This window comes from Ramlibacter paludis (assembly GCF_022012305.1).
Taxonomy (GTDB): Bacteria; Pseudomonadota; Gammaproteobacteria; order Burkholderiales; family Burkholderiaceae_C; genus Ramlibacter; species Ramlibacter paludis.
Genome location: NZ_JAKLTM010000004.1, coordinates 535484 through 549411 on the forward strand (window position 1 = coordinate 535484; position 13928 = coordinate 549411).

Annotated in this window: 13 protein-coding genes; 10 read left to right on the plus strand and 3 right to left on the minus strand. The window is 69.4% G+C overall.

Annotation, left to right across the window (positions count from 1 at the left end; genetic code table 11):
• Nucleotides 1-8 precede the first annotated feature (8 nt).
• From LZ009_RS16315 to LZ009_RS16325, 3 genes are read left to right on the plus strand one after another with little or no spacing between them, the layout of a single operon-like run.
• Complete coding sequence (locus LZ009_RS16315) at nt 9-560, plus strand: VOC family protein (protein ID WP_275699007.1); 552 nt, start codon at nt 9-11, stop codon at nt 558-560.
• 4 nt (nt 561-564) lie between these two features.
• Nucleotides 565-1848 carry a ribulose-bisphosphate carboxylase large subunit family protein gene (locus LZ009_RS16320; protein ID WP_275699008.1) on the plus strand — a complete coding sequence of 428 codons (1284 nt, stop codon included), beginning with the start codon at nt 565-567 and terminating at the stop codon, nt 1846-1848.
• On the plus strand, nt 1845-3113 hold the full coding sequence (locus tag LZ009_RS16325) for a four-carbon acid sugar kinase family protein (RefSeq protein WP_275699009.1): 1269 nt from the start codon (nt 1845-1847) through the stop codon (nt 3111-3113). The genes LZ009_RS16320 and LZ009_RS16325 overlap by 4 nt, the downstream gene beginning before the upstream one ends.
• 42 nt (nt 3114-3155) lie before the next feature.
• On the opposite strand, the gene LZ009_RS16330 is transcribed toward LZ009_RS16325, so the two are convergent.
• Nucleotides 3156-4010, minus strand: a complete 855-nt coding sequence (locus tag LZ009_RS16330) for a TauD/TfdA dioxygenase family protein (protein WP_275699010.1) — start codon at nt 4008-4010, stop codon at nt 3156-3158.
• Between the two features lie 19 nt (nt 4011-4029).
• Nucleotides 4030-5019, minus strand: a complete 990-nt coding sequence (locus tag LZ009_RS16335; protein ID WP_275699011.1) for a Bug family tripartite tricarboxylate transporter substrate binding protein — start codon at nt 5017-5019, stop codon at nt 4030-4032.
• Nucleotides 5020-5102: 83 nt separating this feature from the next.
• Here LZ009_RS16335 and LZ009_RS16340 point away from each other — a divergent pair, with 83 nt between their 5' ends.
• From LZ009_RS16340 to LZ009_RS16370, 7 genes are read left to right on the plus strand one after another with little or no spacing between them, the layout of a single operon-like run.
• Complete coding sequence (locus LZ009_RS16340; protein WP_275699012.1) at nt 5103-5912, plus strand: IclR family transcriptional regulator; 810 nt, start codon at nt 5103-5105, stop codon at nt 5910-5912.
• 20 nt (nt 5913-5932) lie between these two features.
• Nucleotides 5933-7633 carry a dihydroxy-acid dehydratase gene (gene ilvD, locus LZ009_RS16345; protein ID WP_275699013.1) on the plus strand — a complete coding sequence of 567 codons (1701 nt, stop codon included), beginning with the start codon at nt 5933-5935 and terminating at the stop codon, nt 7631-7633.
• 7 nt (nt 7634-7640) lie between these two features.
• On the plus strand, nt 7641-9113 hold the full coding sequence (locus LZ009_RS16350; protein ID WP_275699014.1) for an FAD-dependent oxidoreductase: 1473 nt from the start codon (nt 7641-7643) through the stop codon (nt 9111-9113).
• The gene (locus tag LZ009_RS16355) at nt 9104-10381 is read left to right on the plus strand and encodes an aconitase X catalytic domain-containing protein (RefSeq protein WP_275699015.1); all 1278 of its coding nucleotides are present in this window, start codon (nt 9104-9106) and stop codon (nt 10379-10381) included. Before LZ009_RS16350 ends, LZ009_RS16355 begins: the two co-directional genes overlap by 10 nt.
• Nucleotides 10378-10806, plus strand: coding sequence for an aconitase X swivel domain-containing protein (locus LZ009_RS16360; RefSeq protein WP_275699016.1), 429 nt, complete (start codon nt 10378-10380; stop codon nt 10804-10806). Before LZ009_RS16355 ends, LZ009_RS16360 begins: the two co-directional genes overlap by 4 nt.
• 13 nt (nt 10807-10819) lie before the next feature.
• Nucleotides 10820-11776, plus strand: a complete 957-nt coding sequence (locus LZ009_RS16365; RefSeq protein WP_275699017.1) for a Bug family tripartite tricarboxylate transporter substrate binding protein — start codon at nt 10820-10822, stop codon at nt 11774-11776.
• A gap of 37 nt (nt 11777-11813) precedes the next feature.
• Complete coding sequence (locus LZ009_RS16370) at nt 11814-12956, plus strand: porin (protein WP_275699018.1); 1143 nt, start codon at nt 11814-11816, stop codon at nt 12954-12956.
• Nucleotides 12957-12972: 16 nt separating this feature from the next.
• On the opposite strand, the gene LZ009_RS16375 is transcribed toward LZ009_RS16370, so the two are convergent.
• The gene (locus LZ009_RS16375) at nt 12973-13866 is read right to left on the minus strand and encodes a LysR substrate-binding domain-containing protein (RefSeq protein ID WP_275699019.1); all 894 of its coding nucleotides are present in this window, start codon (nt 13864-13866) and stop codon (nt 12973-12975) included.
• Between the last annotated feature and the right edge of the window lie 62 nt (nt 13867-13928).

Sequence of the window (13928 nt, forward strand, 5' to 3'; positions counted from 1 at the left end):
TTTTTCCAATGAGCAGATTCTTCGGCGAGATCCGCCAGGTGGCCTACCTCGTGCCCGACATCGAGGCCGCGATGGACTACTGGGCCAACGTGCTGGGGGTCGGCCCCTGGTTCTACAACCCGCGGGTTCCCATCAAGAACTACACCTACCGCGGCGAGCGCTACGAGCCGCACAACTCGGTGGCGCTGGCCAATGCCGGTGGCTTGCAGGTGGAACTGCTGCAGACGCGCAACGACGTGCCCTCCATGTACCGCGACTTCATCCGCGCCGGCCACCAGGGCGCGCAGCACTTCGCCTACTGGACGGAGAACTTCGACGCCGACCTCAAGCGCGCCGAAGAGGCCGGCTTCGAGGTCTGCATGGGCGGCGAGGTCGGCGAGAACGGCCGCTTCGTCTACTTCGAGGACAAGAAGCATCCGGGCCTGCACCCGGGCACCGTGGTGGAGCTCTCCGAAGTGGCCGGCCCCAAGGGCAAGCTGTTCACGATGATCCGCGAGGCGGCCCGCAACTGGGACGGCAAGGACCCGGTGCGGCCCTTCCCCGACCTCTCCAGGCTCTGACGCGATGGCCGGCGAACGCTTTTCCGCGACCTACCTGATCGAAACACCGCTGGACGTCGCGCAGGTGGCCGAAGTGCTGGCGGGCGAGCAGTCCTGCGGCACCTTCGCGCGGGTCGAGGGCGAGACCGAAGCCTTGCGCGAGCGTGCGCGGGCCATCGTCGAGTCGATCGAACTCCTCGACGTCGCGCCGCAACCCAGCCTGCCGAACGGCTGGATGCAGCGTCGCGGCATGTTCGCCAAGCCGCAGACCTGGCAGCGCGCGCGCCTGAAGGTGAGCTTTCCGGTGGCCAACGTCGGTGCGAACCTGCCTACGCTGGCGGCCACCGTGTCGGGCAACCTGTTCGACCTGGGTGAAGTCACCGGCCTGCGGCTGGAGTCCGTCGACCTGCCGGCGAACTACCGCCGCCAGTTCGACTTCCCCACGCAAGGCATTGCCGGCACGCGCAAGTCCACCGGCGTGCAAGGCCGCCCGCTGATCGGCACCATCATCAAGCCCAACGTCGGCCTGTCGGCGGAAGAGACCGGCGAGCTGGTCGGCAAGCTGTGCGCGGCCGGCGTGGACTTCGTCAAGGACGACGAGTGCAGCGGCAACCCGGACCACGCGCCGCTCGTGCAGCGCGTGAAGGCGGTGATGAAGCGGGTGCGCGCCCACCAGGACCGCACCGGCAAGCACGTGATGGTGGCCTTCAACATCAGCGACGACCTCGATGCCATGCGCCGCCATGCGGACCTGGTGCAGGCCGAGGGCGGCAGCTGCGTGATGGCGAGCCTCAACTGGTGCGGCTACTCGGCGATCCAGTCGCTGCGCCGCCATACCCCGCTGGCCATCCACGGCCACCGCAACGGCTTCGGCGCGCTCTCGCGCCATCCCTTGCTGGGCTTCTCCTATCCGGCCTGGCAGACGCTGTGGCGGCTTGCCGGCGTCGACCACATGCACGTGCACGGCCTGCAGGGCAAGTTCGCGCAGGACGACGACGAGGTCGTCGAGGCCGCGCAGGTGTCGCTGCAGCCGCTGGCCGAGGGCCTGGACGACCGCGTGCTGCCCGCCTTCTCCAACGGCCAATGGGCCGGCACCGTGCGCGCCACCTGGGACAGCGTGCGCAGCAACGACCTGCTCTTCATGTCCGGCGGCGGCATCCTGGCGCATCCGGACGGCGCGGCCGCCGGCGTCTCCAGCCTGCAGCAAGCCTGGGACGCGGTGCAGAAGGGCGAGACCCTCACCGACCGTGCCGCCCGTTCGCCCGAGCTGCGCCACGCCATCGATTTCTTCGGCAAGAAGGCGGCATGAACGCGGGCCCGCGGATCGGCTGGTACGGCGACGACTTCACCGGCGCCACCGATACGCTGGCGGTGCTGACGCAGGCGGGCCTGCGCGCGATGCTGTTCCTGGGCGTGCCCTCCACCGGGCGGCAGGCCGCCGCCGAACACGCGCTCGGTGGCGCGCTGGCGGCCGTCGGCATCGCCGGCGCCGCGCGCTCCATGGACCCGGCCGCGATGGAACGCGAACTGGAGCCGGTGGGCGCGTACTTCGCGTCGCTGCGCGTCCCGGTGCTGCATTACAAGGTCTGCTCCACCTTCGACAGCGCGCCGGGGGTGGGCAACATCGCCGTTGCGGCGCGCGTGCTGCGCAAGCACGTGGCGAATGACTTCCTGCCCATCGTCGGCGGCCAGCCCAGCCTGGGACGTTACTGCGTCTTCAGCAACCTCTTTGCTGCCGCGGGACGCGGAGGCACCGTGGAGCGCATCGACCGGCACCCGACCATGCGCAACCATCCGAGCACGCCGATGGCCGAGGCGGACCTGCGCCAGCACCTGGCCTTGCAGGGCCTGGAGCCGGTGGCGGCGGTGCATTACCCCTCGTATGCGGTAGGCGTCAAGGCGGCGGCGGGCGCCGTGCTGCTGGACGTGGCCAGCGACGACGATCTTCCCGAAATCGGCCGCTTGCTCTGGGACGAGGCGCAACGCGAGCGCTTGCTCGCGATCGGCGCGAGCTCCGTTGCGCAGGCTTTGATCGCGCACTGGCGCTTGCCGGTGCAGGCGCAGCCGGCGTTGCCGCCCGCCCAAGGGCCCGTACTGGTTCTGGCCGGCAGCCTGTCGCCGGTGACGGCGCGCCAGGTGCAGGCGGCCACATCCTTCCAGCGCTTCCAGGTCAGTCCCGCCCAATTGCTCGACGAGGCCAGTTCCAGTGCGGCCGCGAGTTCGCTGGCGCGCGCGCTGCGGGAAGGCCGCAACGTGCTGGCCGTCACCGCGCCGCCGGAGGGAAGCGCCAAGGATTCAGCCGGCGGCGCCGAGATCGCACAGGCGAGTGCCCGCTTCCTGCGGCAGGTGCTGCGCCAGCATCCGCTGCGGCGCATCGGCATTGCGGGTGGGGATACCTCGAGCCTGGCGGTGCAGGGTTTGGGGGCGTGGGGCTTGTCGTATGCGGGGGCTCTGGGGCCGGGCGTGGCGCTGAGCCGGGTGCATCACGACGAGCCGGCGCTCGATGGGCTGGTGGTGATGCTCAAGGGCGGGCAGATGGGAAGCGAGGACGTGTTCGAGCAGCTGGCGCGGTGACCCCCCGGGCGCCCTGGATTCCCGCCTTCGCGGGAATGACGATTACGCGGCCACTTCCTCCGTCGTCGCCCGCCGCAGCTCCCGCCGCTCCGCGAAATCGAACCACCTTCCGCGGTGCACCGTCGCCGTGTTGTCCCACATCACCAGGTCGCCCACCTGCCAGTGATGCTGGTACACGAACTCGCGCTGCGTCGCGTGCTCGAGCAAGTCAGCGATCAGCATGCGCCCCTCGGCCACCGTCATGCCTTCGATCTCGCAGGCATGGATGCCGACGAACAGGATCTTGCGCCCCGTGCGCGGGTCCACCTGCACCAGCGGCCAGGTGGCCGGCGGGATGCTGGTGCGCTGTTCCTCGGTGTACTGCGTGTCGCCCAGCAGGAAGCGCGAGTGCAGCGCGTAGTGCACCGCCTGCAGGCCGGCGATCTGCTTCTTGCGCCACTCGGGCAGCGCGTCGTAGGCCATGCGCAGATCGGCGAACTCGGTCTCGCCGCCGAAGCCCGGCACCGTCACCGCCGACAGCATCGAGTACTTGGCGCGCGGCTTCTGGAACGAGCTGTCGCTGTGCCACAGCTGGTTGGCCACGTTGCCGACGATCTTGGCGTGCTCGCGGTCGGCCACTTCGCCGTCGGCCTTCACGTTGGAGATGTCGGCCAGCTCCGCGTACTTGAAGCGGTGCGGCCCGCCCTTCAGCTTGCGCAGGCCCAGGTCCAGCGGCCCCAGCGACTTGGCAAAGGCGATCTGCTGGTCCTGCGTGAGCGGCTGGCCGCGGAACACCAGCACGGCGTGCTGGTCCATCGCGTCTTCCACCGCCTTCACCTGCGCGGGTGACAGCGGCTGCGTGAGATCGATGCCGCTCGCTTCGGCGGCAAAGGGATGCAGGGGTTTCAGTTGCAGCATGCTCGAGCTCATGCCGTGCTCACTGCTTCTCGAAGCCGATCTGCTTCACCATCTGGCCCCAGCGGTCGTAGGCCACGTGCATCTCCTTCATCAGGTCTTCCGGCGACGTCGGCGAGGCTTCGTAGGCGCCCTTGGCGATGAAGTCCTTCACATCGGGCGAGTTCAGCGCCTGCACCAGCATCGCGTTGGCCTTCATCTGGATGTCGCGCGGCATGTTGGCCGGGCCGACGATGGCGATCCAGCTGGTGAGGTCCATGCCGGGCACGCCCTGCTCGGTGAAGGTCGGCACTTCGGGCGCGGCCAGCATGCGCTTGGGCGCGGCCACGGCGATCATGCGGATGCGGCCACCGGCGGCGTTCTGGATCGCGGTAGGCGCGGCGTCGAAGTAGGCCTGCACGCGGCCTTCCAGCAGGTCGCGCGCGGCGTCGGCGGTGCCCTTGTACGGAACGTGCGTGATCTCGATGCCCACTGCCTTCGCGAAGGCCATCGCATAGATATGCGAGGAGGTGCCGGTGCCGAAGGACGCAAAGTTGAGCTTGCCCGGATTCGCCTTGGCCCACGCCACCAGGTCCTTGACGGTGTGCACCGGCAGCGACTGGTGCACGGTCAGCACCAGCGGCCCGCGCGCGGCGAGCGTGATGGGCGTGAAGTCCTTGAACGGGTCGTAAGGCACGCTGGACAGCGTGTGAGGGTTCTGCGCGAACACCGACGACGGTGCGTACAGCAGCGTGTAGCCGTCGGCCGGCGCGCGCATCACTTCGCTGGCCGACAGCATCATGCTGGCGCCCGGCTTGTTGTCGACGATCACCTGCACGCCCGCGATTTCGGTGAGGCGGCGCGCGACCGATCGCGCCTGGCCATCGAGCGAACCACCCGCTGCAAGGCCGACCACGAGCCGGATCGGCCGGTTCGGATAGGTGCCTTGGGCCAGCGTCGCAAGCGGCGATGCGAGCGCGGCGCCGGCGGCCAAGGCGCCGAACTGGCGCCGGGAAATGCGTGAATCAGCCATTTTGTCTGTCTCCTGCGCGGGTAAACGCTTAGTTCGAGGTGAAAGTATTGCTTATTTTGAGCGCGACGTTCAAAATATGCAATATGCAGGCACCCGAAGACAACGGCAATTCCGCCCAACGGCCCGATACCGTCAGTGCGCTGGAGCGCGGCGTCGCGGTGCTGCGCTGCTTCACAGAAACGCGTCGCGTCCTGACTTCCACCGAGCTGTCGAAGCTGACCGGCGTGCCGCGGCCGACCGTCACCCGCCTGGCTTCCACGCTGGTCACGCTCGGCCTGCTGCAGCAGGAACCGGACGGCGACCGCTACATGCTGGGCCCCGGCGTCGTGTCGCTCGCCCGCGTCTTCCTTGCCGGACTCGACGTCCGTGCCGTCGCGCGTCCCCACATGCAGGCCCTGGCCGAAGCGGTGGGCGGCTCCGTCTACCTGGGCGTGCCCGACGGCCTGGACATCGTGCTCATCGAGGCCTGCCGCCCGCGCAGCACCATGCTGGCGCCGCGCCTGGACGTCGGCTCGCGCGTGCCCATGGCCAATTCCGCGCTCGGCCGCGCCTACCTCTGGGCCCTCCCGCGCGAGGAACGCCAGGCCATGATCGAATCGCTGCGGCTTTCGCGCGGCAGCGACTGGGCCGCGCTCGAAGGCGGCCTGCAGCGCTCGCTGGGCGAGGCCGACCGCCTGGGCTACTGCATCTCCGCCGGCGACTTCCACCGCGAGATCAACTCGGTCTCGGTGCCGCTGGTGGGCCCCAACGGCGAAATCATGTCGCTCAACTGCGGCACCGCCGCCTTCATCTACACCGAGGACCACCTGCGCCAGGTGATCGCGCCCCAGCTGGCGCAGATGGCGCAGGCGCTGGCCAAGGACCTGGGCGGCCACGTGCCCCAGCCGTCCTGACACTGAGAGAGACACACGCCATGAACGCCCCCGCGCGCAAGCTGCGCAGCAATTTCCCCCGCGGCTCCTACCTCTGGGCCGTGCGCAACGCCCAGTGGCAGGCCATGGGCATCCCGGAAGAGGACTGCGAGAAGCCCAAGATCGCGGTCGTCAACAGCAGCTCGGAGCTCGCCGCCTGCTACAGCCACCTCGACCAGGTGGCCAAGGTGGTCAAGGAAGCGATCCGCGCCGCCGGCGGCGTGCCCTTCGAGATCCGCACCGCCGCGCCCAGCGACTTCGTCACCGGCGCCGGCGCCCGCGGCGCCTACATGCTGGCATCGCGCGACCTGGTCACCAACGACATCGAGGTCGCGGTCGAAGGCGCGCAGCTCGATGGCATGGTCTGCCTCACCTCCTGCGACAAGACCGTTCCCGGCCAGCTGATGGCCGCGGCGCGCCTCAATGTCCCGACCATCCTGGTCCCCTGCGGCTACCAGGCCAGCGGCGAATACAAAGGCCAGCACGTCGACATCGAGGAAGTGTTCATCCACTCGATGCACGCGCAGATCGGCGGCGGCACTTCCACCGAGGACGTGGTCGGCATGAGCCGCTGCGCGATCCGCTCGCCCGGCGTCTGCTCGGGCCTGGGCACCGCGAACACCATGCACGTGGTCTGCGAAGCGCTGGGCATGGCGCTTCCGGGCAGCGCGCCGGTGGCCGCGCTGTCGCCGAAGATGTTCGACGATGCGAAGGCCGCGGGCGCCCGCATCGTGCAGATGGTGTGGGACGACCTCAAGCCGCGCGACATCCTGACGCCGGGCGCTTTCTCCAATGCGGTGAAGGCCGTGCTGTCCATCGGCGGCTCGCTCAACGCGGTGAAGCACCTGCAGGCCGTCGCCACCGAAGCGGAGAACGGCGTCGACGTCTACGGCCTGTTCGAGAAGCTCGGCCCGCAGACGCCGGTGCTGGCCGGCCTGCGCCCCATCGGCGAGCACCTGATCGAGGAATTCGAAGCCGCCGGCGGCTGCCGCGCGCTGATGAAGCAATTGCTGCCGCTGCTGTGCACGCAGGCCCTCACCGTCACCGGCCGCGACGTCGCCGCCAATGTGCACGACTTCGTCGTCGCCAACGACGAAGTGATCCGCCCCATCGAGCGACCCGTCGCGCCGCGCCCCGCCATCATCCTGCTGCGCGGCAACCTCGCGCCCGAAGGCAGCCTGATCAAGGTCGGCATCACCGAGCGCAAGGTGCGCAAGTTCACCGGCCCGGCGGTCTGCTTCGACACGTCGGACGCCGCCGTCGCCGCGCTCAAGGCCAGGTCCATCGCGCCCGGCTCGGTGATCGTGATGCGCGGCGCCGGCGCCTGCGGCGGCCCCGCCATGGGCGGCGGCGCCTCGCGCGTCGTGTTCGCCATCGACGGCGCCGGCATGGGCGACCAGGTCGCGATGCTCACCGACGGCCACCTCTCCGGCCTGGTCTGCAAGGGCCTCGTCGTCGCCGAAGTCGCGCCCGAAGCGGCGCTCGGCGGCCCGCTCGCGCTGGTGCACGACGGCGACACCGTCACCGTCGACCTGGACACGCGCCGGGTCGACCTCGAGATTCCCGACAGCGAACTGGCCGCGCGCCGTTCGCAGTGGCAGCAGCCCCAGCCACTCTTCGACCGCGGCTGGCTGCAGATCTACCGCCGCAACGTCGGCCCGCTGGCGCAAGGCGCCGTCCTCACCCGCCAAACCGTCAAGTGAACGCGAAATGACCGACAAGCAACTTCCCGCGATGCAGCGCCTCACGCGCACCGACGAACGCATCCTGCAATCCGACATCTTCGAGCGCGACGCCAAGGAGCCGCGCCAGGACCTGGGCACCGTGCACGAGCCCGGTCGCGACGTCACCGTGTACCGAGACTGCGACGTGCTGGTGGTGGGCGGCGGCCCCTCGGGCTGCGCCGCCGCTGCGGCCGCCGCGCGCGAAGGCGCCGACGTCGTGCTGCTGGAGCGCTACAACCACCTGGGCGGCCTGTCGACCGGCGGCCTGGTGATCTGGATCGACCGCATGACCGACTGGGAAGGCAAGCTGGTGATCCGCGGCTTCGCCGAGGAACTGTTCGACCGCCTGCCGGCCGACGCCGTCGCCGGCCCGGCGCCGGAAGACTGGGGCTCGCAGGACAAGGACAAGGCGCACCACTGGTCCTTCCGCACCGCGGCCTACCACGGCATCGTCACCTGGTCGCCCACCATCGATCCCGAGCGCCTGAAGCTGCTGTCGCAGGAGCTGCTGATCGAGCGCGGCGTCAAGCTGGTCTACCACTCGTGGGCCGCGATGCCCCTCATGGAGAACGGCAAGGTCGCCGGCGCCACCTTCGAGAGCAAGGAAGGCCGCATGGCGATCCGCGCCAAGGTGGTGATCGACGCCACCGGCGACGGCGACCTGTTCGCACGCGCCGGCGCCGCCTACGTCAACGACATCGAGGAAGCCGACGTGCACCACTGCATGAACACCGCCTGGCTGTTCGGCGGCGTCGACATGGCCAGGTGGATCGCCTTCCGCTCCGGCCAGCCGGAGGAGTTCACCGCCTTCATGGCCGGCGGGCGCGAGACCTGCGGCCTGTTCGAGCGGCCCTTCGTGTCCTGGCGCGACGACATCGCCCTCTTCATGGGCCCGCGCCAATCCGGCTACTCGGCGCTCGACGTCGACGACCTCACCGCGGTCGAAGTGCGCTCGCACCGCGCCATGGCCGCCCACCTCGAGTACTACCGCGCGCACGCGCCCGGCTTCGAGAATGCCTACATGATGCTGTCGGCGCCGCAGATCGGCGTGCGCCACGCGCGCCGCCTGAAGGGCGTGGACGCCGTGCTGCGCAGCCGCTGGAGCGAAGGCACGGCGCTGCCGGACGAAGTCGCGGTCACGCCGGCCGTCTCGCCCAAGTTCCCCAACATCTCGATTCCCTACGGCGCGCTGGTGCCGGAGAAGCTCGACGGCCTGCTGGCCGTGGGCCGCCACATCAGCTGCGACCGCAACTCGCACGGCTTCATGCGCGAGATCCCGCAGTGCTGGCTGACCGGCCAGGCGGCGGGCGTCGCCGCGGCCATCGCCGTCAAGCACGGCATCGAGGCGCGCAACGTCGACATCGACGAACTGCAGCAGGCGCTGCTGGCGCAAGGCGCCTACCTGCGTCCGCGCAAGGAGGCCGTAGCCGCCGCGGCCAAGGAGCAGGCATGCGCCTGACCGACGCCGAGAAAGCCATGCGCGACGGCGCCGAGGGCGCTGCCGTCGCCAAGGCGATGGACCTGTTGATCCGCTACGGCGAGGCGCTCGGCGCCGAGGCACTGGTGGAGACCCGCAACGTCTGCGGCACCGTCACCGCGACCACGCCCTTCCTGCGCGACTTCGCGATCCAGAAGGGCGGCCTCGACGCGGTGTTCAGCGAATTCAACCTCGACAGCCAGGACGTGGTCGTCACGCCCAAGGTCAAGGCCTTCAGCTCGCACCTGCAACTGGGCTTCGATCCGCACCATCCGGTGGAGATGGGCGTGAGCGAGGAGATCGTGCAGTTCTACAAGAAGAGCGAAGCCGCCGCCGCCAAGATGGGCGTGCAGATCCTGAACACCTGCACGCCTTACCAGGTCGGCAACGTGCCCACGCGCGGCGAGCACCTGGCGTGGATGGAATCGTCGGCCGTGGTGTTCGCCAACTCCGCGCTGGGCGCGCGCACCAACACCGAAGGCCGCGAAAGCACCAGCTGCGCGATGCTCACGCAGCGCATCCCCGACTGGGGCTTCCACCGCGACGAGGGCCGGCGCGGCACCCTGGGCGTGCACCTGGACATCCCGGTGGAGTCGGTCGAGGACTGGGGCCTGTTCGGCTACTGGATGGGCGACTGGGTGCAGGAGCGCGTGCCCGTGGTCACCGGCGTGCGGCAGGTGCCCAACCTGCCGAAGCTGAAGCACTTCGGCGCCGCGGCCTCGTCGTCGGGCGGCGTCGAGATGTACCACCTGGTGGGCGTCACGCCGGAAGCCAACACGCTGGAACAGGCCTTCGGCGGCAACAAGGCCAGCGAGGTGCGGCACTACGGCGCGCGCGAACGCGCGGCCACGCTGGAGCGCATCAACGCCAACGGCACGGACCGCAAGGTCGACTACGTGATGCTCGGCTGCCCGCACTACACGATCGAGCAGATCTGGGAAGCGGCGCAACTGCTGGAAGGCCGCAAGGTGCACGCGAACTCCGCGCTGTGGATCTTCACGCCGCGCGCGATCAAGGAGATCGCCACCCGCAACGGCTACACGGCGATCATCGAGGCGGCCGGCGGCAAGATCATGACCGACAGCTGCTCCGCGATGAGCCGCGCCGTGCCGCCGGGCACCCAGGTCGTCGCGCTCGATTCGGCCAAGCAGGCGCACTACCTGCCCGCCATCCTGGGCCTGCAGGCCTGGTTCGGCACCACCGCCCAATGCATAGACGCCGCCTGCACCGGCCAATGGAACGCAGCATGAACACCGCCACCGAAACCACCATCGTCATCCGCGGCCGCTGCGTCGTGCCCGGCGTCGCCGAGGGCGAGGCGCTGGTCACCACGCAGCCGATCTCCGGCTGGGGCGGCGTCGATCCGCGCAACGGCACCGTCATCGAGACGCGGCACGAACTGCGCGGCCAGAGCTTCGCCGGCAAGGTGCTGGTGTTCCCGGGCGCCAAGGGCTCGTCGGGCTGGTCGGCGCAGTTCCACGTGGCGCGCCTGATGGGCACCGCACCGGCGGCCTGGCTGTTCAACCAGATGACCACCAAGGTGGCGCTTGGCACCGTGGTGAGCCATGCACCGGCGATGACCGACTTCGACCGGGACCCGCTGGAGGTGATCCGCACCGGCGACTGGGTCAAGGTGGATGCCGACAACGGCATCGTGACGATCACCCGCAAATAAACGGAGACAAGCGATGAAGTCCTTCCTGGCAGCGCTCGCCGCCACCCTGGCCCTGTGCACCGCAAACGCCCAGCCCTATCCCAGCAAGCCGATCCGGCTCGTCGTCGGCTTCACCGCCGGCGGCGCCGCCGACGTGCTGGCGCGCACCATCGCCAAGGGCCTGTCCGCCGAACTCGGGCAGCAGGTGATCGTCGACAACAAGCCCGGCGCCGACGGCATCATCTCCGCGCAGGAAGTGATCAAGGCGCCGGCCGACGGCTACACCTTCCTGCTGGGAACCAACACCGCCATGGTGGCCGTGCCGGCGCTGCGCCCGAACGCGCCGTACGACCCGTTCAAGCAGTTCACGCCCTTGTCCTCCGCGGGCGAGTTCTCGATGTTCCTCGCGGTGTCGCCCACCGTGCCCGCGAAGACCCTCAACGAGTTCCTCGACACCGTGGCCGCCAACCCCGCCAAGTACAGCTCGGGTTCCAGCAACAGCGCCTCCGAGCTCGCCATGCTGCAACTGCTGGCCACGAAGAACGCCAAGGTGGTGAACGCGCGCTACAAGGGCGACACGCAGGCGCTGACCGACCTGGTGAGCGGCAACATCCAGATGATGTTCTCCACCGGCACGCTGATGCCCGGCATGGTGAAGGACGGCAAGGTCAAGGCGCTGGTGACCCTGCTGCCCAAGCGCAGCCCGCTGCTGCCCGACGTGCCCACCGCCGCCGAACTGGGCATCGCGAAGAACCTCACCATCACGCCCTGGGCCGGCTTCTTCGGCCCGCCCGGCCTGCCCGCCGACGTCACCGAGAAGCTCAGCGCCGGCCTGCGCGCCGCGCTGGCGCGGCCCGACGTGCGCGACCAGCTGGTCGGCCAGGGCTTCTCCGCCTACGGCATGACGCCGGCGGAGTTCACCGTGTTCTTCAAGCGCCAGTACGACGGCTTCGTCACCACCGTGCGCGAGAACAACGTCAAGTTCGAATGATTCCTTGCAGACGATAACGAAAGAGGAGACCCCAGAAGTGAAGTTGAAGAGAAACCTGACCCTGTCCGCGCTCGCGCTCGCCTGCGCCGCCGGCGCCCATGCCCAATCCAGCGTCACGATGTTCGGCATCGTCGACGTGAACCTGCAGTGGTTCAAGGCCGACAAGGACCGCCACGGCTTCGCCGTCGGCAACGGCGGCCTGTCGACCAGCCGCATCGGCTTCCGCGGCACCGAGGACCTGGGCGGCGGCCTGTATGCCGGCTTCTGGCTGGAAGCCAGCCTGAACCCCGACAACGGCACCGGCCGCACCACCAACACCAACAACCAGGTGAGCGGCGCGGGCATCGCCAACGCCGGCAGCGCCGGCATCGTGTTCGACCGCAACTCCTACGTCGCCCTCGGCGGCAACTGGGGCGAGGTGCGCCTGGGCCACGACTTCGTGCCCACGCACTACAACAGCATCTACTTCGACCCGTTCAACGCCAACGGCGTGGCGCGCGCGGGCAACTTCACCTTCTCGGCCGCCGGCACCGGCTCGCTGCCCACCAGCATTACCGCCAGCAACAGCGTCAGCTACTGGCTGCCCAAGGGCCTCGGCGGCTTCTACGGCATGGCGATGTACGCCACGGGCGAGAACCCGAGCGGCGCCGCCAATTCGGACGACGGCAAGGTCCTCGGCGCGCGCGTGGGCTGGACCAACGGCAAGTTCGACGTGGCCGGCGCCTTCACCAAGTCGGACTTCGTGCCCGGCCCGGCCATCGGCGAACTGCGCCACGCCAACGTCGGCGCGTCGTACAACTTCGGCTTCGCCCGCTTCTTCGCGCTGTACAACCGCGTGCGGGTCGGCATCACCGGCGGCGAGGTGAACAAGGATGCGTGGGAAGTCGGCGCGCACGTGCCGGTCGGCCCGGTGGGCCGCGTCCGCCTGACCTACGCGCACCTGAACGACCGCAGCGACGCCAGCCTGCTGAACGCCAACGGCAGCCAGCGCGCGACCAACGACGCCAGCCTGTGGGGCATCGGCTACGTGCACGACCTGTCGAAGCGCACCGCGCTCTACACCACCTACGCGCACATCAGCAACAAGGGCCAGGCGAGCTACACGGTCAGCGGCGGCCTGGCGGCCATCCCCGGCGGCGCTTCGAGCGGGCTGGAACTGGGCGTCAGGCACTCGTTCTGATGCGTGGACGGTGGGGTCAGGAAGACCCCATCGTCTTCCACACCGCGTCGAAGGCATCCACGAATGCCTTCTCCGCCACGCCCATCGGCCGGTAGCGGTTGCGCAGGATGCTCACCGTCATCTTCTCCGAGGACTGGAAGGGCCGCACCTCCAGGCCGGCCAGCAGGCCGCCGGCGATGGTGACCTGGTCCACCACCGCGATGCCGACCCCGGCCTGCGCGAACCAGCAGGCCGAGTTGGAGCTGGTGGTTTCGCAGTCCCGGTGCATCTTGTCGGCGGCGGCCCCGAAGGCCCGGCGCAGCGTCTGGCCGAAAGGCGTGCTCTCGGGCGAGGAGATCACGCGCTCGCCCGCCAGGTCGGCCGGGCGGATCAGCTTGCGGCGCGCCAGCGGATGCTCGGCGCGCATCACGCAGGCCAGCCCGCAGGGATAGGACTTCACCTTGGCCAGGTTCGGGTGCTCGTGCGGCAGCAGCGCGACGCCCAGCTGCGCGCTGCGATCGAGCAAGGCTTCGTTCAAACGATCCGGCGGGTAGACCGTCACGCTGCATTGCAGGCGTGGGATCGCGTCGTAGAGCTTCGCCACCGTGCGCGACATCAGGTAGGGCGCCAGGCTGGCCGAGCAGGCCAGGCGCAGCGAGGTTCGGGCCGGTTGCGACAGCGCGCGCGAGACATCGCGCACCTTCTCCACGCCGCGCCACAGCTGGTCGACCTCCGCGTAGAGCTGGTGCGCTTCCGGCGTCGGGATGAGGCGGCCCTTGACCCGCTCGAACAGCACCAGGCCGCTGGCCTTGGCGGCTTGCGCCAGCACCTTGCTGATGGCGGGCGGCGACACGTGCAGCAGCTCCGCCGCGGTGTTCACGCCGCCGGACATCATCACCGCCCGAAACACTTCCATCTGCCGCAGGTTCATTGGGGAATCCAGGTGTTAACCGCAGTTTAACTGTGGGGAAATTCTTTTCAATTGATGGGGAG